The sequence below is a fragment of the Pseudomonas sp. RA_5y_Pfl1_P24 genome (assembly GCF_963970945.1).
Taxonomy (GTDB): domain Bacteria; phylum Pseudomonadota; class Gammaproteobacteria; order Pseudomonadales; family Pseudomonadaceae; genus Aquipseudomonas; species Aquipseudomonas tritici.
Window position 1 is genome coordinate 139,181 of sequence record NZ_CAXAOJ010000001.1, and the last position, 18,158, is coordinate 157,338.

Annotated in this window: 23 protein-coding genes; 10 read left to right on the forward strand and 13 right to left on the reverse strand. The window is 60.5% G+C overall.

Going from position 1 to position 18,158, the window contains the following annotated elements:
- A complete protein-coding gene (locus tag AACY30_RS00555) occupies positions 1 to 963 on the forward strand; it encodes a nucleoside-specific channel-forming protein Tsx (protein WP_339419812.1) in 963 nt (320 codons plus the stop codon).
- Positions 964 to 977: 14 nt separating this feature from the next.
- Positions 978 to 2,006 carry a purine-nucleoside phosphorylase gene (locus AACY30_RS00560; protein WP_339467313.1) on the forward strand — a complete coding sequence of 343 codons (1,029 nt, stop codon included), beginning with the start codon at positions 978 to 980 and terminating at the stop codon, positions 2,004 to 2,006.
- 16 nt (positions 2,007 to 2,022) lie between these two features.
- Here AACY30_RS00560 and AACY30_RS00565 read toward each other — a convergent pair whose 3' ends face one another.
- From AACY30_RS00565 to AACY30_RS00575, 3 genes are all read right to left on the reverse strand, one after another.
- Positions 2,023 to 2,982: a quinone oxidoreductase family protein gene (locus tag AACY30_RS00565; protein WP_339539385.1), complete on the reverse strand. Its 960-nt coding sequence runs from the start codon at positions 2,980 to 2,982 to the stop codon at positions 2,023 to 2,025.
- Between the two features lie 30 nt (positions 2,983 to 3,012).
- Entirely contained in the window at positions 3,013 to 3,186 is a 174-nt protein-coding gene (locus tag AACY30_RS00570; RefSeq protein ID WP_339467315.1) for a DUF1427 family protein, read from the reverse strand.
- Between the two features lie 89 nt (positions 3,187 to 3,275).
- Positions 3,276 to 4,040, reverse strand: coding sequence for an AraC family transcriptional regulator (locus tag AACY30_RS00575; RefSeq protein ID WP_339539387.1), 765 nt, complete (start codon positions 4,038 to 4,040; stop codon positions 3,276 to 3,278).
- 117 nt (positions 4,041 to 4,157) lie between these two features.
- On the opposite strand from AACY30_RS00575, the gene AACY30_RS00580 reads away from it, so the two are divergent.
- Together AACY30_RS00580 and AACY30_RS00585 are read left to right on the forward strand one after the other, a co-directional pair.
- Positions 4,158 to 4,400 carry a DUF6555 family protein gene (locus AACY30_RS00580; RefSeq protein WP_339419809.1) on the forward strand — a complete coding sequence of 81 codons (243 nt, stop codon included), beginning with the start codon at positions 4,158 to 4,160 and terminating at the stop codon, positions 4,398 to 4,400.
- Positions 4,401 to 4,416: 16 nt separating this feature from the next.
- Positions 4,417 to 4,689, forward strand: coding sequence for a hypothetical protein (locus AACY30_RS00585; RefSeq protein ID WP_339539388.1), 273 nt, complete (start codon positions 4,417 to 4,419; stop codon positions 4,687 to 4,689).
- A 59-nt stretch (positions 4,690 to 4,748) separates the two neighbouring features.
- Here the strand turns inward: AACY30_RS00585 and AACY30_RS00590 are convergent, their stop codons facing one another.
- From AACY30_RS00590 to AACY30_RS00600, 3 genes are all read right to left on the reverse strand, one after another.
- Positions 4,749 to 4,919 (reverse strand): metallothionein, encoded by a 171-nt coding sequence (locus AACY30_RS00590; RefSeq protein ID WP_339419807.1) that lies wholly within the window; start codon positions 4,917 to 4,919, stop codon positions 4,749 to 4,751.
- Positions 4,920 to 5,008: 89 nt separating this feature from the next.
- On the reverse strand, positions 5,009 to 5,461 hold the full coding sequence (locus AACY30_RS00595) for a DMT family transporter (RefSeq protein ID WP_339436529.1): 453 nt from the start codon (positions 5,459 to 5,461) through the stop codon (positions 5,009 to 5,011).
- Positions 5,462 to 5,465: 4 nt separating this feature from the next.
- Positions 5,466 to 5,954 carry a DMT family transporter gene (locus AACY30_RS00600; RefSeq protein ID WP_339436528.1) on the reverse strand — a complete coding sequence of 163 codons (489 nt, stop codon included), beginning with the start codon at positions 5,952 to 5,954 and terminating at the stop codon, positions 5,466 to 5,468.
- A gap of 116 nt (positions 5,955 to 6,070) precedes the next feature.
- On the opposite strand from AACY30_RS00600, the gene AACY30_RS00605 reads away from it, so the two are divergent.
- The 3 genes from AACY30_RS00605 to AACY30_RS00615 all read left to right on the forward strand — a co-directional run bounded on the left by AACY30_RS00605 (position 6,071) and on the right by AACY30_RS00615 (position 7,877).
- Positions 6,071 to 7,003, forward strand: a complete 933-nt coding sequence (locus AACY30_RS00605; protein ID WP_339467325.1) for a LysR family transcriptional regulator — start codon at positions 6,071 to 6,073, stop codon at positions 7,001 to 7,003.
- A 140-nt stretch (positions 7,004 to 7,143) separates the two neighbouring features.
- Positions 7,144 to 7,503 (forward strand): type II toxin-antitoxin system Phd/YefM family antitoxin, encoded by a 360-nt coding sequence (locus tag AACY30_RS00610; RefSeq protein ID WP_339539390.1) that lies wholly within the window; start codon positions 7,144 to 7,146, stop codon positions 7,501 to 7,503.
- Positions 7,500 to 7,877, forward strand: coding sequence for a type II toxin-antitoxin system VapC family toxin (locus tag AACY30_RS00615; protein ID WP_339467328.1), 378 nt, complete (start codon positions 7,500 to 7,502; stop codon positions 7,875 to 7,877). The genes AACY30_RS00610 and AACY30_RS00615 overlap by 4 nt, the downstream gene beginning before the upstream one ends.
- A gap of 27 nt (positions 7,878 to 7,904) precedes the next feature.
- Here AACY30_RS00615 and AACY30_RS00620 read toward each other — a convergent pair whose 3' ends face one another.
- Positions 7,905 to 9,224 (reverse strand): Nramp family divalent metal transporter, encoded by a 1,320-nt coding sequence (locus AACY30_RS00620; RefSeq protein ID WP_339467330.1) that lies wholly within the window; start codon positions 9,222 to 9,224, stop codon positions 7,905 to 7,907.
- Between the two features lie 41 nt (positions 9,225 to 9,265).
- Positions 9,266 to 10,819: a DUF726 domain-containing protein gene (locus AACY30_RS00625; RefSeq protein WP_339467332.1), complete on the reverse strand. Its 1,554-nt coding sequence runs from the start codon at positions 10,817 to 10,819 to the stop codon at positions 9,266 to 9,268.
- A gap of 151 nt (positions 10,820 to 10,970) precedes the next feature.
- Here AACY30_RS00625 and AACY30_RS00630 point away from each other — a divergent pair, with 151 nt between their 5' ends.
- Positions 10,971 to 12,779, forward strand: coding sequence for a monovalent cation:proton antiporter-2 (CPA2) family protein (locus AACY30_RS00630; protein ID WP_339467333.1), 1,809 nt, complete (start codon positions 10,971 to 10,973; stop codon positions 12,777 to 12,779).
- Between the two features lie 72 nt (positions 12,780 to 12,851).
- Positions 12,852 to 13,406, forward strand: a complete 555-nt coding sequence (locus AACY30_RS00635; protein ID WP_339539391.1) for a hypothetical protein — start codon at positions 12,852 to 12,854, stop codon at positions 13,404 to 13,406.
- A gap of 67 nt (positions 13,407 to 13,473) precedes the next feature.
- On the opposite strand, the gene AACY30_RS00640 is transcribed toward AACY30_RS00635, so the two are convergent.
- The 4 genes from AACY30_RS00640 to AACY30_RS00655 are packed head-to-tail and all read right to left on the reverse strand — an operon-like array spanning position 13,474 to position 16,156.
- Positions 13,474 to 14,193 (reverse strand): alpha/beta hydrolase, encoded by a 720-nt coding sequence (locus AACY30_RS00640; protein WP_339539392.1) that lies wholly within the window; start codon positions 14,191 to 14,193, stop codon positions 13,474 to 13,476.
- 11 nt (positions 14,194 to 14,204) lie between these two features.
- The gene (gene cobF / locus AACY30_RS00645) at positions 14,205 to 14,960 is read right to left on the reverse strand and encodes a precorrin-6A synthase (deacetylating) (RefSeq protein ID WP_339539394.1); all 756 of its coding nucleotides are present in this window, start codon (positions 14,958 to 14,960) and stop codon (positions 14,205 to 14,207) included.
- A gap of 45 nt (positions 14,961 to 15,005) precedes the next feature.
- A complete protein-coding gene (locus AACY30_RS00650; protein ID WP_339539606.1) occupies positions 15,006 to 15,560 on the reverse strand; it encodes a histidine phosphatase family protein in 555 nt (184 codons plus the stop codon).
- A 53-nt stretch (positions 15,561 to 15,613) separates the two neighbouring features.
- Positions 15,614 to 16,156, reverse strand: a complete 543-nt coding sequence (locus tag AACY30_RS00655) for a DUF4865 family protein (protein WP_339467334.1) — start codon at positions 16,154 to 16,156, stop codon at positions 15,614 to 15,616.
- A 93-nt stretch (positions 16,157 to 16,249) separates the two neighbouring features.
- Here AACY30_RS00655 and AACY30_RS00660 point away from each other — a divergent pair, with 93 nt between their 5' ends.
- Positions 16,250 to 17,116, forward strand: coding sequence for a LysR family transcriptional regulator (locus AACY30_RS00660; protein WP_339467336.1), 867 nt, complete (start codon positions 16,250 to 16,252; stop codon positions 17,114 to 17,116).
- Positions 17,117 to 17,168: 52 nt separating this feature from the next.
- Here the strand turns inward: AACY30_RS00660 and AACY30_RS00665 are convergent, their stop codons facing one another.
- Positions 17,169 to 18,146, reverse strand: coding sequence for a LysR family transcriptional regulator (locus AACY30_RS00665; RefSeq protein WP_339539396.1), 978 nt, complete (start codon positions 18,144 to 18,146; stop codon positions 17,169 to 17,171).
- Positions 18,147 to 18,158 lie beyond the last annotated feature (12 nt).

Genomic DNA, 18,158 nt, shown 5'->3' on the forward strand with positions numbered 1-18,158 from the left:
ATGCAACCCACCTCAAGGCGTCCTGCTCCCTTTGGTGTTTCCTTGCTACTGGCCGCCGTTACGGGAGTACTCAGCGTGCCCATTTTGGCGCAGGAAAAACCCATGGATGACTCAGCACAGGGCGAAACCCTTAGCCCAAAAACCAAGATCCCTGAAGCCAGCCCGGCAAAAAATAGCCCGTACCTGTCGGACTGGTTCAACCAGGACCTGACATTGATCGGCAGCAAAGACATCAGCTTCGGCCCCAAGCCACAGGATGATGTCTACCTGGAATACGAGTATTTCGGCCGCAAAGGGCCATTCGAGCTGTACGGATACATCGATGTGCCGAAGATCCTCACCATCGGTAACAGCAATGACAAGGGCGTGTGGGACCACGGCTCGCCGGTATTCATGGAGCACGAGCCGCGTATTTCCATCGACTACCTGGCAGGCCGCAGCCTGGCCATCGGGCCGTTCAAGGAATGGTACGTGGCGTTTGACTGGATCTACGATCACGGCAGCCGCAAGGAAAACCGCGCCAACACACTGTACAGCGGCCTGGGCACTGACATCGACACCCACTCGCGAGTGAACCTGTCGGCTAACTTCTACGGGCGTTACCAGTGGGAAAACTACGGTGCCAGCAATGAATACTCATGGGACGGTTACCGCGCGCAAATGAAGTACATCGTGCCCATCAGCAAGTTCGACAACGGTGCTTCACTGACCTATATCGGCTTCACCAACTACGATTTCGGCTCAGACCTGCACAAGGACAACCCGGCGCGCACCGCCAATTCCCTGGTGGCCACCAACGTGCTGCTGTATTCGTTCACCCACCTGCGTTTCACCTTGGTCGGCCGCTACTTTCACAACGGCGGCAACTGGGAAGACGGCAGTGAGTTGAATTTCGGCGAGGGCAACTTCCGCGCCCGCTCCGACGGCTGGGGCTATTACGCCGGCGTCGGCTACCAATTCTGATAAAGGAGCATTAGATGAATACGCTGACTCGCTTTTCAATCGCCGCGGGCCTGGCCGTACTGCCTCACGTGGCAATGGCTGACACGCCGACGCCGATCAAACCCAAAGTGATGTTGATCACCATGTTCGCCCCCGAGGCACAAACCTGGATCGATCGCCTGGAACTCAAGCAGGAAGTGCGCGTACCGGGGCTGTCCGCCGAATACCCGGTGATCCGCTGCAACACCCAGGACGTGTGCCTGCTGGTCACCGGCATGGGTCAGACCAATGCCGCCGCGTCCACGCTGGCCCTGGCCTTGTCACCCAAGTTCGACCTGCGCCAGAGCTACTTCCTGATCGCCGGGATCGCCGGCATCAGCCCCAAACATGGCACCATCGGCACCACCGCCTGGGCACACTACCTGGTGGAGTTCGGCACCCAGTGGGAGCTGGATTCGCGGGATGCGCCCAAGGATTGGCCGACCGGCTACATTGGCATCAACACCAAGGGCCCCAACGAGAAACCACCGCTGGACTATAAGACCGAAGTGTTCGAGCTGAACCCCAAGTTGCAGGCCAAGGCATATGCCTTGTCGCAAAAAGTTGAACTGACCGAAAGCAAGGCGTCCAGCGCCTGGCGCAAACACTACCCTGCCGCCCCGGCCAACCAGCCACCACAGGTCACCCGCTGCGACACCTTGGCGGGCAACACGTGGTTTTCCGGCACGCGCCTGAGCGAACGCGCGGAAGTCTGGACCCAGTTGCTGACGGACAACAAAGGCGAGTACTGCACCACCCAGCAGGAAGACAACTCCACCTATGAAGCGCTGTTACGTGCAAGCCGTGAGGGGTTGGTGGATATCCAGCGCTTGGCGGTTGTGCGTGCAGGTTCGGACTTCGACCGCCCCTATCCTGGCTACAGCGAAGTGGACAACCTGCTCAAATACGCGGATCAGGGCGGGTTCGTGCCAGCGCTGGAGAACCTGTATCGCACGGGCAACCCGCTGGTACAGGCGATCCTCAAGAACTGGTCAGCCTGGGAAAAAGGTGTTCCCGAAGCCTAGTGAAGATCAAACCGTATCAGGGCAGGAAGATGATTTTGTCCGCACTGCCTTGGTTCACGTGCTCATAGCACTGCAACCCATCAGCCAGCGCCACTTCACGCAGGCCGGTGGGCAGTGGCAGCAAGCCTTCATCAAAAAAGCGCCCGAACTGCCTCAGCATCACCGCGCACTGCTCGCAGTTGTAGAGCAACGAATTGATCCCCACCACCGAGCCGCCCTTGCGGTACAGGGCCAGGGCCGGCAGTTGTACATGGCCGTCCACCGGTGCCGCGATGATCGCGATGCGACCGAACGGCGCCAGGCCTGCCACGGCTGCCGGTAGCCAGAAACCGGTGGTGTCGAAGATCACATCGGCGCCACCCTTGAACACCGCATTGACCTGTGCACCCAATTCCTCCGGTTTACCCAGGGCAATCGCCTCAAAGCCCTGCGTCTGCAACACGTCGGCCTGCTCCGGCCGACGCACAGCGGCCAGTACCTGGGCGCCACGCACGTTCGCCAGGGCCAGGGTCGCGCTGCCCACGGCGCCATTGGCGCCGATGACCAGCAAGCGCGTGCCCTTGGTCACACCGCTGCGCTCCAGAGCGTCCCAGGCGGTGGTGTACGGCACGCCAAGACTGGCAGCCTGGGCGAAGCTCAAATGACCAGGCTTTTGCGCCACGCCCTTGGCCGACACGGTGAGGTATTGAGCGTGGGAACCGTCAGCAAAAAAACCGAGGTCGCGGCCGGTGCCCCAGACTTCCTGGCCGAGCAGTTCCTGCGGGCCTTGCACCACAACACCGGCGAAGTCGCGGCCGGGAATGCGCGGCAGCGTGGTGTAGGGGAAGCGACCAAGCACATTTTTGACGTCACTGGGGTTGAGGCCCGCGGCCTTGATCTGTACCAACACCTCACTGGCAGCCGGCACCGGGGTGGCAACGTCGACAAAGCTGAGGGCGGCGAGGTCGCCGGTGGCGGAAAATTGCAGTGCTTTCATAGCCGATATCCATCGAAGTGAAAAAACAGATCAAGACAACCAAGCGCCCATCATCTGCCGGCCCATGGGCCAGAGCTTTTCGCCGAGCAGCATGCCCATCAGGCCCACCAGGGCAATGGCCGGCGGCGCGGGCGAGCGGAAATCCAGGGCGCCATAGATCATGCCGACAAACAGGCCGATGGCGAGGGAAATCAGGTAGTTCATGGGGACGGCGCCTTATGGGTGGATGCGCTCAGTGTAGGGAGCACATTCCTGAAGCATCGACCAAGTGCTTCAGGATTTCGGCCAAACCTTCAGCCGACGTATTGCGAGGGTGCCACGCCAAGTTCGCGACGGAACATGTCGCTGAAACTGCTGGGCGAATAGCCAAGGGAGCGTGCGATAGCACTGACGGGCTGCCCCTGGATCAGCTCCGCCACCGCCGTAGCCAACTGCACCTGACGCCGCCATTCGGCGAAGCCCATGCCCAGGTGGTTCTGGAACAGGCGTGACAAGGTGCGCACGCTGGCTCCGGCCGTTTGCGCATGCTGCTCGAAAGGAGTCTCCAGGGAGGGCGCGGCCATGACCGCCTGGCAGGCGTTGATCAGCCGACGGTCCGCCGCCACCGGCATGGCGATGCGGATCTGCGAGCATCGCGCCCGTTGCAGTTCCAGCAAGGCCAGGCTGACCACGGCGTCGTAATACGCCGCATCGCCGCTATCGCCCTCCTCCACCAGCGTGACGATCAACTCACGCAGCAACCCACCGACTTCGATCACCTGCACCTGGCTGTCCAGCGTGGCTGCTAGCGCCGGTCGCAGGTAGATATTGCGCATCTGCAAATCCGAGACCACACGAATCCCATGCTCCACCCCGGGTGGCAGCCATACGGCACGCTGCGGCGGCACTACCAGGGCTTCGCGTGGCGTCTCGACCCACATCACGCCGCTCATGGCGTAGAGCAATTGGCCCCAATCGTGGCGATGGGGTTCAAAATACAACCCACGCGGATAGGTACGCGCCAGGGGCTGCACGGGGACGGCGTGATCACTGAGGTCGGGAGGCGCGGCCAGGGCCATGGGGGTGCACATCTATCAAGGGTGAGCCACCATGGTAATGACCACCGCTCGACAATCCGAATGAATTTTTTCGGCCAGCAGAGATCACTTGGTTATACATGGAGGGTTAATAAGCCAATGAATAATGCAAAATTGTTTGTGATCGACTACATCCTGCACGGTGAACCCAAGTCCTTCATCATCCGCCTGGAAAAGCTCGATATCCTGGAGGCCTGGCACTGGGCGAGTTGTGACGCAGGCATCGGCCGTATCGGCCGTTTCGCGCGCGAGCACGTCAAGAAGACCAGCCAGGAGCAGGCCGAGAAGTACGGCATCACTCATGTGCAATGGCGGCGCTCGGACGCGCGCGCCCAGGCTTGATCAGGGAGGGACAACCATGGTTTTACCTGTACAGGTTCGTGGCAAAGCGCGCATTGACTACACCCAGGACACCTTATTCGGGCCGATGGCCAAGCATGTCGAGTGCCAAGTGAGCCTGCAGCAGCAGCCCGGCTGGACGGTGCTGAAAGTATTCCAGCCGCTGCCGGCTGACTTGCACTCCGCGCAGACGGTGGTTTTTGCGTTGGAGGGGCGACGTACAAGCGGTGTGGTCAAAGGTAGGCAGCGCCTGTCCGACCATAGCCTCAGGCTTGAACTGGAAACCCACTAGCAGCAACAAAGCAGATCACTGTGGGAGCGGGCTTGCCTGCTCCCACAGTGTAACGGTGCTCAGCCATGCGTCGATTTGGCGCACTCACAGCCCGTAGCAGACGCACACGGTTCACCGTGCGCATGGTGCTCGGCACATCCCTGGCAGCAATAGCCCTTACCGTCTTTCATTACCGCGTCAACGCCCAATACGCACTTGCAGTGCGGGCAGGCACAGGTCTTATCTGGCATGGTCAGACTCCTTTTTCATGGTCGTCGCGGTGTGGCGACTGCCAGCACCTTAAGCAGTGACTGCCATTCGCCGGCGATGGTTCAAACCATCAGTCGGTGCGGGTATTGCTGCGGTACATGAACACCAGGGCCAGCGCCAGGCAGGCCATCGCCACAATCCGGCTGCCCGATAACTCGATGGCCGGGTTGCCCAGCCAGCCGAAGTTATCGATGAGCATACCCATGCCCAATTGCCCAAGGATCACCGCCACCGTCGCGACGGCCGTTCCGACGATGGGCACTGCGCCGACCATCACCATCATGTACACCACGCCGAACAACGCGCCGGTCAATTGCCATTTCGGCACGTCCAGCAAGCTCAAGGCCTGGGCCGGTTCGAAGAAGAAAATCAACAGCGCGGTCGTCAGGGCCCCCACTGCAAAGGTCAGCAAGCTACTGCGCAACACGCCCACCGCCTGGCCAAGGCGCCCGTTGATGGCAGCCTGCACACTCAACACCGCTCCAGCGGCAATCACTAGCACCAATAACAAAATCAGGTTCATCGTCTTACCCTCGCGCAATCAGAACAAGTGCCGCCACAATCAACGCCAGCGCTATCCAGCGCTCGCCATTGACGCGTTTGCGCGCTGTGCCGAACCAGCCGAAATGGTCGATTAGCACACTCTTGCCCACTTGCCCGGACAGAATCGCGATCATGGTCATGGCGATACCAATGTGCGGCGTAGCCAGGGTGAGTACGACGACGTACATAGGCCCCAAGAAGCCTCCGATCAACTGCCAGCGTGGCAAGTCGGTCAGCGCCGGCCCCTTTTGCGGGCCACTGAACAGCAGCAGCAAAAACAGAATCGCCGAACCCACACCAAAGATGCTCAACGTTGCCCACAAATGCCCCACCTGCACACCCAGTGGACCGAGCAAACCTGCCTCTACCGACAGGCCCATGCCCGCCAGGATCACCAGGGGCAACAACAGCAACCGTAGAAGGTTTTTTTTCGGCGTGGCCTGCGCCACACCCTCGATAGAACGTGCCTGCATACATCACCTGCGCTTCAGAAGGGAAACATGGCGCGCATTATCCAGTGGCCGTCCTGTGCGATAAATGGGAGCATGCCAACAACACCTTTGCGCAAAACGCACAACCTGGAGGCAGGATGCACGGTTTGAATGAACTGAGTTTCAAGGCGCTGCGCCTCTTCGTCGCGGTACTGGACCTCGGCAGCTTTTCCGAAGTGGCGCGGCGTGAGGGCCTGGCGCCTTCGTCTATTTCCCGGCAAATACAGCTGATGGAACAGGCGTTGGGGCAGCAGTTGCTGTACCGCCACACCCGGGCGGTCAGCCCTACCGAAGCCGGACGACTGCTCGGACGGCATGCACGCCTGGTGCTGGAGCAGTTGGAAGCTGCAAGCCAAGCCCTGCAAGAGCAGGAAAGCGAACCCAGCGGCCTGGTGCGCATCAATGCGCCCATGGTATTCGGCCAGCGTCACCTGTCACCGTGGCTGGGCGAGTTATGCCGGCGCTATCCGAAACTGCAACTGGATATCCAGCAAACCGATACGTTCGTCGACCCGCTGCAAGACGGCACTGACCTGCTGTTCCGCATTGGTGTGCTCAACGACTCCAGCATGCAGGCGCGCATCTTCGCGCCCCAACGCTTTCGCATCGCCGCAAGCCCGGCCTACCTGGCCAGGCACGGAACGCCCCAACATCCCGACGAACTGATCAACCACCAGTGCCTGGCCTACAAAGGCATCACCGGACAACAACGCTGGTTCTTCCGCCGGGGCCAGGGCGACTGGACGCCTTATAGCGTCAAGGGCCCGATCACCGGCAACCACGCCGATACCCTGACCCACGCTGCCGAACAAGGTCTCGGGCTGGTGGTGTTTCCTTCCTGGTTGATCGGCGAAGGCCTGCGTGCCGGCACCTTGCAGACGGTGCTCACGGAATACGAAGTGGCTACCACCTTGGAACCGCAGCAGATCGCGGCAGTATGGCCAGGGAGCCGGCGCATTTCACTGAAGGTGCGCACAGTGATTGATTACTTCGTGGAGTGTTTTGGGGTAGTGCCATATTGGGATCGGTGAGCGATACAGCGCGTGAGGAGCGTACCTACGCAGAAAGTTTTCTTACTGGAAAAAGTAGGTCCGTTCTGATTTTTCGGGCCAGCATTTCTCTGCTCGACGCGCTGCGGCAGACTTCGCTGACATCTTTTTGGAGAACTGCCATGGACGTCATATACAACAAAAAATCGCGCTCTGAGCGGGTCGCTTCAGCCAGTGGTAGGGCGGTCTTTGATAGCGAACCTAGTGTTGGCTATATTTGGCCAAAATATGGGGATAACCACATGATTATTGTTCCTTTGGGCGAAGCGAAAAATAATCTGTCAAAACTGGTTGATCAGGCCGCTGCTGGCAAAGTCATCACGATTGCTAAGCATGGACGTGCGATGGCCCAACTTGTCCCCGTGGGCAACGCCAAAGGCCGGAGAATTGGGGCCATGAAAGGCAAACTCGTCATACCCAAAGACTTCGACGCACCGTTACCTGACGATCTACTGGATGCTTTCGAAGGCAACCAAGCATGAGAGTGCTGCTCGATACCCATATCCTGCTTTGGACACTGACAGATGCTCCCAAGCTATCGAGCAAAGCCAAAAAGCTGATTGAGGATGCTGCAGATATTTACATCAGCGCTGCAACATTCTGGGAGATGGCAGTCAAGGTCGGGTTAGGGAAACTCACTGTCGATCTGGAGGAAATCCGTTGGTACTGCCAGGAAAGCGGGTTCGTCGAACTGCCCATCACTTCAGAACATGCCATTGCGGTGAAGGATCTCGAGCACGATCACAAGGACCCCTTTGATCGGCTCATCGTTGCGACGGCCGTGAGCGAACCGATGACGTTATTGACGGCCGACCCGCAGGTCGCCCAGTACACGTCCTTGGCGATCCTGGTGTAGAAACTCGCAATGGCTGCACAGCGCCAATCAAAACACCCACTGCGCAATCAACCACGCATTCGCCCCACTGATCACCGCAAACAGGAACCACGCCAGCAACCGCGTCGGCAGCCGATTCACGAACGGCCCCATCAGTTGCTTATCGCCGGTCATGCGAATCAGCGGATACAGCGCAAACGGCAGTTGCAGGCTGAGTACCACTTGGCTGAGGATCAATAGCTTGCCGATGGCATCGTCGCCCATCAGCCATACCCCGAGAAACGCCGGGATCAGCGCCAGCCCACGAGTGATCAGGCGCCGCTGCCAGCAAGGAATGCGCAGGTTGAGGTAGCCCTCCATGATCACCTGCCCGGCAATGGTGCCGGTAAACGTAGAGCTTTGACCGGAAGCCAGCAGGGCCACACCAAACAGGATGCTCGCAAACGCGCCACCGACCAGCGGGTCAAGCAGGTGGTAGGCGTCCTGGATCTCGACTACGTCGGTGTGGCCGGTCTTGTGGAACGCGGCAGCGGCGAGTACCAGGATCGCAGCGTTGACCAGCAGGGCCAGGGCCAGCGAACCGATGGTGTCGATGCGTGCCAGCTTGACCGCATCCTGTTTGCTGGCGAGGTCCTTGCCGATCATGCGGGTTTGCACGATCGAGCTATGCAGGTAAAGGTTATGCGGCATCACCGTGGCACCGAGAATACCAATTGCCAGGTACAACGGCGCGGCATCGCTGATGGCCGACAGTGAAGGCGTAAAACCACTGAACACGTCCGGCCAGTAGGGCTTGATCAGTACCAGTTCAATAAAGAAACACACGCCAATGGTCGCCACCAACGCCAGCATGATCGCTTCCAAGCGGCGGAAACCCCGGTTTTGCAGGGCCAGGATCAACAATGTGTCAAAAGCGGTGATCACAATGCCAGTGGTCAGCGACACGCCAAGCAGCAGGTGAAACGCCAAGGCGCAGCCCAGCACTTCGGCCAGGTCGGTGGCGATGATGGAGATTTCTGCCAACACCCACTGGGTGCGGGCGGATCGCTTGCTATAGCGTTCACGGCACAGTTGCGCGAGGTCCTTGCCGGTGGCGATGCCCAAGCGCGAGCACAGGCATTGCACCGCCATCCCTGCCAGGCTGGCCAGCAGCACGACGAAGAGCAGGTTGTAACCGTAACGCGAGCCGGCCTCGATGGCCGTGGCCCAGTTGCCTGGGTCCATGTAGCCGATAGAGATCAGCAGGCCTGGGCCGGCGAACATCAGCACGCGCTTGAAGAACGAAGCCTTGGGATCAACGGCGACGGAGCCGGCCACTTCCGGCGGGCAAAACGGGGCGGTAGCGATTTTTGGCAGGCTGAATTTCACGCGGTATCCCAGGCAAACATACTCGATAGAGGCGCAGCTTATCAGTCAGACGCAACCGTGCGCATCACCGTCTCCCGCGGCAGATCGAACGCTTCGACAACGTGCACCACCAGGTCCATCTCCTGGCTCATTGCTTCACGCTCCATGCGCTGGCGGATCAAACCAATCACCAGCACCGCCAGGGTGGTGATCGAATACGCAGGGCCGGAAAACGCGCGGACACCGCTCACCAGCAGCATCGCCGCTGCCACAGCCTGGCCCACCACCGGAATCGCCGTGGCTGCACCACGGCGCAGGATAAACCCGGTCAGCCCGGCCAACGCCGTACCACTCAACGCCGTGGTGGCTGATCGGCCAACATCGAAACGGCTGAACAGCCCCTGCTCCTTTTGCGCGGCCGCCTTGAGCTCCGCGTCGAACACCTGCCGGTCAGCGTTACTGAGTTTGTCTTTATATTGTTCGATGAGTTTTTCCGCAACCTGGGCTTCCAGGTCTGCCAATTCGACGGTATCGAGAGGTCCGTCAAACTTGATCCCCAACCGCTGCACCACATCTTCGGCGACCTGGCGGTAACTCACGCCATGGCCGCGGGCCAGGTTCATAAAGGTATCGCCGCCCATGCGTTGCAACTCGATGGCCAATTTGAGTGGCTCGCGCACGGTGGCGTCGATTGAAGCGCTGCGCTTTTGCGCCATCAATTCAGCAAGGAACTTCAATTCTTCCGGCCGTGCCTGCACCAACGCCGGGAACAGTTCTGCGTCCTCTTCGGCAAAACGTACCTCAGTGCTGCGTTGATCGGAACGGATCATGCCGCGTCGCTCGTGCAACAGGTCGGTGTACTGCACTACCGTCCGCAACTGCGGCCAATAGGCGGCGTGGTCGAAAGTTGCCAGGTGCACATTGGTAACCTTGGCCTTGAGCGCTGGCGTCACCGGGATCGCATGGCGGCCGATGCAACGTTCGGTATCCGGTTTCATCGCCAGGGCCCAGTCTTTGCTGGAGTGGCAGTTGATTACGCGCCCCTTGAGGGGTGCCGAGACTTCATCCCACGGGCTCGATGTGCAGATCGCGCCGCCCATCAACAACAGGTTGTCCAATGGCAGTTCGCGGGCAGTTTCAGGGCTGGCCAACAGGCTCTTGACCAGAATGCGCGCGCCCAGGGAATGGCCGATCAGGTTTATACGCCGTATTTCAAGGGATTCACCGTGCAAGTAGCTGGCGAGTTCCGGCAACAGGCTCCTGGCGACTTCGTCCACCCGGGCCTCGACGCTTTTGTAGTGATCGAGGAAATAAGCAATCGCCTTGCCCACCCCCACAGTCGCCGCGCCCAGGTTGACGCCGCTGAGCATCGCGCCCAGTACATCCTTGAAGGGAGCAAACAGGTTTTCCAGGAAATGCCCTGCCGGCCAGAACAGCATCAGGTTGGTCGAGCCTTCGATACCCGCCAACTGCGCCTGGAAGCTGCCCAATTGTTGCCGATTGAAGAACGCCGAATAACCGTGAACGTAGAGATTGAGCACATCGCCCTGAGGCTCGCCACACAGTACGAACGTGGGTTTGCGGGTGCGGTGCATTTCATCCCACTGGTGCTGCATGGGGCGGTGACTCCTAGTGAAAAGGAATGGCGATAGTAACAAAGGGTGAGGCTCAATGCCGTTGCACGCGCTGCAAAAACACAATTTTCGACATGTAAAAAGCGCTCTAATAACCGTCTATTGATTGGCTTTAAAGATCCTGGAGTTCGCAATGCCCCATGAAGGCAACCTGTTACAAGCAGCCGTGGTGTTCCTGCTCGCCGCCGTGCTGACCGTGCCCCTGGCCAAACGCCTGCAACTGGGCGCGGTGCTGGGCTATCTGTTTGCCGGCGTGATCATTGGCCCGTCGGTGCTCGGCCTGATCGGCAACCCGCAAAGCGTCGCACAATTCTCTGAACTGGGCGTGGTGTTGCTGCTGTTCATTATCGGGCTGGAACTGTCACCCAAGCGTTTATGGGTGATGCGCAAGGCGGTGTTTGGCGTTGGCCTGGCCCAGGTGATGTTCACCGGTCTGGTGATGGGCGTGGTGGCCTTGTGGCTGTTTGGCCAGTCGTGGAACAGCGCCATCGTGCTCGGCCTGGGCCTGGCGCTCTCGTCCACCGCGTTCGGCCTGCAAAGCCTTGCCGAGCGCAAGGAGCTGAACCAACCACACGGTCGCCTGGCGTTTGCCATTCTGTTGTTCCAGGACATCGCTGCGATCCCGCTGATCGCCATGGTGCCGCTGTTGGCCGGCAGCGATCACCCCACCACGGAAGCCCAGGGCCTGCAGCATGTATTACAGATCCTCGGCAGCATCGCCGTGGTAATCATCGGCGGTCGCTACCTGCTGCGGCCAGTGTTTCGCATCGTCGCCAAGACCGGCCTGCGCGAAGTGTCCACCGCGACGGCGTTGCTGGTGGTGATCGGTACAGCCTGGTTGATGGAACTGGTGGGCGTGTCCATGGCCCTGGGCGCCTTTCTCGCTGGTTTGCTGCTGGCGGATTCGGAGTACCGCCACGAACTGGAATCCCAGATCGAACCGTTCAAGGGCCTGCTGCTGGGCCTGTTCTTCATCAGCGTGGGCATGGGCGCAAACCTCAGTCTGCTACTGAGCTCGCCATGGGTGGTGATCGGGCTGACGTTGCTGCTGATCGGCTTGAAACTGCCGCTGCTGTACGCCGTCGGCCGGCTGGTGGGCGACCTCAACCGCGAAAGCGCCCTGCGCCTGGGCGTGGTGCTGGCGGCCGGGGGTGAATTTGCTTTTGTCGTGTTCAAGATCGGTCGCGACCAAGGCCTATTCGAACCTCATCTCTATGATGTGCTGGTGCTGACCATCACCCTCTCCATGGCCGTAACGCCGCTGCTGTTGCTGGTGTGCCCGAAGCTGTTCAAGCCCAAGGTCAAGCCGGTGGAAGTGCCCGAGGAATACAGCGCCATTGAAAGCGACGCACCGCGCGTGGTCATTGCCGGCATGGGCCGCATGGGCCAGATCGTCGCGCGGATCCTGCGCGCGCAGAATATCTCGTTTATCGCCCTGGACACCTCGGTAGAGACCATCGAACTGACCCGCAGCTTCGGTGGCATGCCGGTGTTCTACGGTGACCCGCAACGCCCGGAGATCCTGCATGCGGCCAAGGTCGACCAGGCGGAATTCTTTGTGATCGCCATGGATGACCCGGAGATAAACATCAAGACTGCCGAACAGGTGCGCAACCTCTACCCGCACATGAAGATCATCGCCCGTGCGCGTAACCGCCAGCACGTACACCGCCTGGTGGACCTGGACGCCTCACCGATTCGTGAGACGTTCTACTCCAGCCTGGAAATGAGCCGTCGCACCCTGGTCGGCCTGGGCTTGAGCCAGGCTCAGGCCGATGCGCGCATCACACGCTTCAAGAACCACGACCTGCAAGTGCTGGCCGCGCAACACGCGGTGTACGACGACGCTGCCAAGGTGATGCAAACGGCCCAGGAAGCGCGGGCGGAATTGGCGCGCCTGTTTGAGATGGATCGACTTGAGGAAGAGTCCGACAAGGCGTGAGGCTATCGGTGAACGATCTTGCGAAAATTCTGACAGAATATGCCGCAATTTCGTTCATCCCTGGAGCGCTTCATGGCCACTTTCACCAAGACCGTCGCCCTGCTGGTCCTCGCGCTTTCTGCCGGCAGTGTCTTCGCCGCCGCCAAGCCGACCACACAGACCATCTCCACACTGGGCGGGAAGTTCACCTTCAAGCTGCCCAGGGCCTATACCGCCGACACCTTGCCGGCTGGCAAGGCGGATGATGGAACCGCCGACACCCAAGGCACGATGTACGCCAACCAGACCACGAAAAGTGTGGTGATCGTCGCCGAAACGGTGCGTGCAGACGGGGTAACCATTAGGGATAACGACGCGCAGTTCCTCGATGGCGCCGTGGCCGGATTCGTCAAGGACCAGAGCGCAGCACTGCCTGACTTCAAGAAGCAGAGCGAGAAGAAGCTGAACGTCAAGGGCCTGGGCCTGCGCCAAGTGGACAGCACCGCGACCCAGGGTGGTGGCAAGACGCTGCAATCCACATTCCTCGGTGGCTCGGGAAATCATTTGCTGGTGATCCAGGCGATTTCGCGGGCGGATGATGCCAAGGGGCATGCGGCGCTGGTGAAGCAGATTACAGGCGGTAAGTAACCCGATTGCCCAATCAACACAAAACCAATGTGGGAGCAGGCAAGCCTCCCACATTTTTTAACCGCGTTTACCTCAGGCTTTTTTCCAGCCAAACCTTCAAGTCCTGCACTTCCGACTCACTGACAGTGTGGTTCATCCCCGGATACCCATGAAACTCCGGCTTCAACCCGAGCCCCGTCAACACCTCATTCGCCCGGGTCGCCGAGGCATACGGCAGCGCCTGGTCCAAGGTGCCGTGGCCAATAAAGATCGCCAGCTTGCCCAATGACTCATCCGGTTTCAGCTCAGCTTTGAGCACCGGCAACACACTGCCACTCAACGCCGCAATCCCTCGCACCAGCTGCGGGTCACGCAACGCCACCTCATACGACATGATCGCGCCCTGGCTGAAACCAATCAGGAACACGCGATCACTCTGGGTGTGGTACTTGGCAGTGGCTTTGCCGACGAAGTCCTTGATCAGCCCCGCACTGCGCTGAAGATCGGCCGTTACACCATCGTAATCGCCGTCACCGGGCGTCTTGGTAAACCAGCGGAATCCATTCGGATCGACCGGCATGGGCGCCCGAACCGACAAGTAAGTCCACGTGGACGGCAGCGCGTCCTTGATGCCAAACAGGTCTTCCTCGTTACTGCCAAAGCCGTGCAGGAAAATCACCAGCGGCTGGTTGCGCGCATCACCCTGGGTCTGTTCCAGGTACGACAACGGCAAGTCGGTGTGCAGCGTATCGTCGGCATGAGCGGCACCGGCTAGCAGGGTCAGCGCCAGGGCAAACAGTTTAAGCATGGGACGTTACCTCAGGGTTTGCGTAGCAAATAAGTGTCCATGATCCAGCCATTTTCAAGGCGCGCGGCCTTGCGCACCCGTTGGATTTCTTCGGCCACCTCATTCACCTTGCCGCTGATCAGGATCTCGTCCGGCGTGCCGAGGTAGGCGCCCCAATAGATGTCCAGATCCTGATCGGCAACGCTGCGGTAGGAATCTTCGGCGTCAAGCATGACCACCAGGGTGTCGGCATCACTCGCCTGCCCCGCTGCCAGACGGCGCCCGGTGGTGATCTCAACGGACTTGCCGATGCGGTTCAACGGCACCTTGTGCTGGGCGGCCAGGGCCTGCACGCTGGTGATACCGGGGATGACTTCGAACGCGAAGGTGCAGCGACCACTGGCCAAAATCGCCTGCAGAATGCGGATGGTGCTGTCGTACAGCGCAGGATCGCCCCAAGCCAGGAAAGCGCCCACTTCACCGTCGGCCATTTCCTCATTGATCATGCGCTCGAAAGTCTGCTGCTTGTCGCGGTTGAGGTCCTGCACGGCGGTGGTGTAGTCGATATCGCCGCGCACACGCTCGGGGCAATCGGCCTCGACGAAGCGGTAGCCAGGCTCGGTGATGTAGGTCTCGCAGATCTCGCGACGCAGGTCGATCAACTTGTCTTTGCTCTGGCCCTTGTCCATCAGGAAAAACACGTCGGTGCGGTTGAGCGCCTTCACGGCCTGCATCGTGATGTAGTCAGGGTTGCCGGCGCCAATGCCGATGATCAGGATGCGTTTCATGGGTAGCTCTCAGTGCGGGGCGTGGATTTTGCCATGTTCAGGCGTCTAGGCGTGAGTTTCCAGGCGCAGGCGCCAGACCGTATTGAAGCGCAGCTCCGTGGTGGACAGCGGCTCGACGTCGATACGGTAGAACATCGAGAGCCGAAACTGCATGACGTACAGCATTGCGGCGCGGATCACAAAGGGGTGGGTGATGGCGACGATATGGCCGGGTTGGGTTTCGAGGGATTTCATCCACTGCGCGACACGCGTGCAAACATCCTCCACTGACTCGCCGCCATGGGGTGCGCACGCGCTGTCAGTGAGCCAGGTGTTTAACTGATCGCCATTCAGTTGGCTGATGGCCTGGCCTTTCCACTGGCCGAAATCAGCGTCACGCAGGGCGTCTTCGACTCCTGCGTCACCGCCGAACAAGCCGGCTGTCTGCCGTGCGCGTATTTCCGGCCCGCACAACAAACGCCGGGGTTCCTTATAACGCCCGGCGAGGGAAAGTGCCGCCCCCTGCCAATCCATCGCCACCGCCTCGTCGTCCGGAAAACGCCCGCGCTTTTGCAGAGGCGTGGCGGCATGGCAGATGAGTGTCAAACGGGTGGCCTGGATCACAGATTGTTTCAACGACAAGGATAAGGCCACCAAGACTGGCGCAGTTATCGCTAGGGCGCAACGCCTTGTGCCAGATAGAGCACCTGATAGCCCGTGCCTGGATGCTCGGCATCCAGCGTCTTGGCCGACAGCGTAAACCGTACCCACCGCCACGCTTGCACGTCCAGCGCGAGGAGCACCGCGAACGTGTCGTTGCTCTCAGCCAATTGCTGATTCCGTCGTTTCTCATCGGCCAATATGCCCGCGCGGTCCGCGCCAGGCGCCAGCGGCCATTCCTCCCGATACAAACTCAGCGCGTTCCGCGCCGGGCCGCGTTGTACATCCAGCGGCAGCCAACTCTCGATATGCGGACGACCGAAGCTGTCGAGCACTTTCTGGAAACGCTCCCCCAGCAAGAAGTCAGCGGCCTGCAACGGGTCGGCCCACAGGTACACCGAGGAATACACATTGCCGCCAGTCTCCTGGGCGATAAACGCCTTGAACAGCAACCCTTCGGCGTGATCCCACAACGGCCCCAACTGCGCGGCGCGTCGGCGAATCACGTTCATGTCATAGTCGGCGGGCAAGCGGTGTGAATATTGTTTGGCGAACATAAAAAAGCTCCCTGGCAAGATGAGGTTCCAGCTTGCGCACCCGTGATGATTTCAACAAGATATGAGCCGATATAGGTGCAATAAGGATCCGATATGACTGACGTGCTCAAACCTCTGGATATCGACACTGTGCACGCCTTCGTACTGGTGGCGGATTTCGCCAGTTTCACCCGTGCCGCCGAGGCCCTCGACACCTCCCAGGCCGCGATCAGCCTTAAGCTCAAGCGCCTTGAAGAGCGCCTCGGCTATCGCCTGCTTGAGCGCACGCCACGGCACGTGCGGCTGTCGCCCCAGGGCGAGCAGTTCATCGTGGCCGCGCGTGCGCTGCTCAATGCCCATGAACGCGCGCTGGGCGACATGGGCTCCCACGCACCGCGTCGCTTGGTGATCGGCATCAGCGACCACGTCGCCGGCCCGGACTTGCCGACCTGGCTCAGCCGCCTGGCCGCCTATGACCCTTTGGTGATCCTCGAAGTCCGCATCGCCTCCTCCCGCGACCTGGTCGCCGCCTTCGATCGCAACGAACTGGACGCGGTGATCGTACGCAACGAGGGCGACCGCCAGGACGGCGAAGTGTTGGTGGTGGAACGCTTTGGCTGGTTCGCTGCGCCCACCTGGCAACATAGCCCCGGCAAGCCTCTGCGCATGGCGACCATGGCCGCGCCCTGCGGCGTTCGCCACTTGGCCACACGCGCACTGGACGCGGCGCGCATCGACTGGACCGAAGTATTCGTCGGCGGCGGTGTGATGGCCGTGGGGGCGGCAGTCAGCGCCGGCCTCGGCGTAGCCGCCCTCGCCCACCGCGTGGCACCCGCTGGCGCGGTGGAGGTGAGCGAGCAATATGGGTTGCCGGCGTTGCCCGTGAGTGAAGTGGTGCTTTATAGCCGGATCAGTGACGCACGCTCCAGGGAAACGTTGCGCGCCCTGAGCGCGACCTTTCGAGGTGTGCTGCAACGTTGAAACCAGCCGCCGCCAGTCATCTGCGTAGGGCCATCTGATTGAACACGTGCAGTCAATCAAACCACTCACGGCGGCCTTCGAAGGTGCTGACGATCAACTCTACAATCATCCGCACCGCCTGCGCATCCCCCACCCGCGCATTCACCGCCAGCCACACGTGGCGCTGCATGCTCTCGGCCAACAACCCCGGCAACGCCACGAGCCCACGGTCAACACTGCTCATGTAGTGCGGCAGCAACCCAATACAGGCGCCACAACGAATCATCTCCAGCATCAGCGAATAAGCATGCACTTGCACCACCGCCGCCAAACGCTGCTCCACCACCCGGTTCCACGGCTGCAACGCGCCAACCTGCGCATCAGGCTGCCACTGCACCAGCATGTAGTCATCCAGGTCTTCCACACTGTCCGGCCGTGTCGTGAGCCGTGAATAACGCTTGGCGATATGCGGCAAATATTGCAGCCGCGCCAGGGCTCGCGGCGGCTCGGTGACAAAGCTCGGGCCGGGCACCGGGGCATCGGCGTCCGACAACCACAGCACCACGTCCACCTCCACCGCTTGCAGCGACAACTGGCTGTCGATGGAGATGATCTCCAGGCGCACGCTGGCATTGCGTCGCAGCAAGGCAATCAGGTCGCGCCCAAGGATGTCGTGCAGGATCGGCTCAGCGACCGCCAGCCGAATCAGCGGTTGCTCCGTGACCGGCAGACGCCGCTCATGGGCCAGGGCGATTAACTGAGCCTTCAACTGCTGACCATCGCGGCTAAGTACCAAGCCATTGCCCTGATAGGTGAACAGCGAATGGCGCAGATGTTCTTCCAACTGCGCCAAGCGCTTGCGCAACAGCGTCGCCTTGATATTCAAACTGCGCGCCGCCTGCATGAAACAGCCGCAGCGCGCACTCACCAGAAAGTAGCGCGCCACCTCCGGGTCAATCTCTCCGGCCAGGGCCAGCCAGGTGCTGCGCCCCTCGCCCGGTGCGCGATAAGCGGACGGCCCCTGAAGGCCAGATGGTTCTAGAAATGCCATGGGAGACTCCCT

Excerpts from the sequence above, each read along its gene's own strand:
- AACY30_RS00635 (WP_339539391.1), top strand. The coding sequence starts at position 12,852 with ATGGCCACTTTCACCAAGACCGTCGCCCTGCTGGTCCTCGCGCTTTCT.
- AACY30_RS00595 (WP_339436529.1), bottom strand. The coding sequence starts at position 5,461 with ATGAACCTGATTTTGTTATTGGTGCTAGTGATTGCCGCTGGAGCGGTG.
- AACY30_RS00655 (WP_339467334.1), bottom strand. The coding sequence starts at position 16,156 with ATGTTCGCCAAACAATATTCACACCGCTTGCCCGCCGACTATGACATG.
- AACY30_RS00630 (WP_339467333.1), top strand. The coding sequence starts at position 10,971 with ATGCCCCATGAAGGCAACCTGTTACAAGCAGCCGTGGTGTTCCTGCTC.
- cobF (WP_339539394.1), bottom strand. The coding sequence starts at position 14,960 with ATGAAACGCATCCTGATCATCGGCATTGGCGCCGGCAACCCTGACTAC.
- AACY30_RS00575 (WP_339539387.1), bottom strand. The coding sequence starts at position 4,040 with ATGGCCCTGGCCGCGCCTCCCGACCTCAGTGATCACGCCGTCCCCGTG.
- AACY30_RS00625 (WP_339467332.1), bottom strand. The coding sequence starts at position 10,819 with ATGCAGCACCAGTGGGATGAAATGCACCGCACCCGCAAACCCACGTTC.
- AACY30_RS00555 (WP_339419812.1), top strand. The coding sequence starts at position 1 with ATGCAACCCACCTCAAGGCGTCCTGCTCCCTTTGGTGTTTCCTTGCTA.
- AACY30_RS00610 (WP_339539390.1), top strand. The coding sequence starts at position 7,144 with ATGGACGTCATATACAACAAAAAATCGCGCTCTGAGCGGGTCGCTTCA.
- AACY30_RS00615 (WP_339467328.1), top strand. The coding sequence starts at position 7,500 with ATGAGAGTGCTGCTCGATACCCATATCCTGCTTTGGACACTGACAGAT.
- AACY30_RS00585 (WP_339539388.1), top strand. The coding sequence starts at position 4,417 with ATGGTTTTACCTGTACAGGTTCGTGGCAAAGCGCGCATTGACTACACC.
- AACY30_RS00665 (WP_339539396.1), bottom strand. The coding sequence starts at position 18,146 with ATGGCATTTCTAGAACCATCTGGCCTTCAGGGGCCGTCCGCTTATCGC.
- AACY30_RS00590 (WP_339419807.1), bottom strand. The coding sequence starts at position 4,919 with ATGCCAGATAAGACCTGTGCCTGCCCGCACTGCAAGTGCGTATTGGGC.
- AACY30_RS00600 (WP_339436528.1), bottom strand. The coding sequence starts at position 5,954 with ATGCAGGCACGTTCTATCGAGGGTGTGGCGCAGGCCACGCCGAAAAAA.
- AACY30_RS00560 (WP_339467313.1), top strand. The coding sequence starts at position 978 with ATGAATACGCTGACTCGCTTTTCAATCGCCGCGGGCCTGGCCGTACTG.
- AACY30_RS00605 (WP_339467325.1), top strand. The coding sequence starts at position 6,071 with ATGCACGGTTTGAATGAACTGAGTTTCAAGGCGCTGCGCCTCTTCGTC.
- AACY30_RS00580 (WP_339419809.1), top strand. The coding sequence starts at position 4,158 with ATGAATAATGCAAAATTGTTTGTGATCGACTACATCCTGCACGGTGAA.
- AACY30_RS00570 (WP_339467315.1), bottom strand. The coding sequence starts at position 3,186 with ATGAACTACCTGATTTCCCTCGCCATCGGCCTGTTTGTCGGCATGATC.
- AACY30_RS00565 (WP_339539385.1), bottom strand. The coding sequence starts at position 2,982 with ATGAAAGCACTGCAATTTTCCGCCACCGGCGACCTCGCCGCCCTCAGC.
- AACY30_RS00660 (WP_339467336.1), top strand. The coding sequence starts at position 16,250 with ATGACTGACGTGCTCAAACCTCTGGATATCGACACTGTGCACGCCTTC.
- AACY30_RS00640 (WP_339539392.1), bottom strand. The coding sequence starts at position 14,193 with ATGCTTAAACTGTTTGCCCTGGCGCTGACCCTGCTAGCCGGTGCCGCT.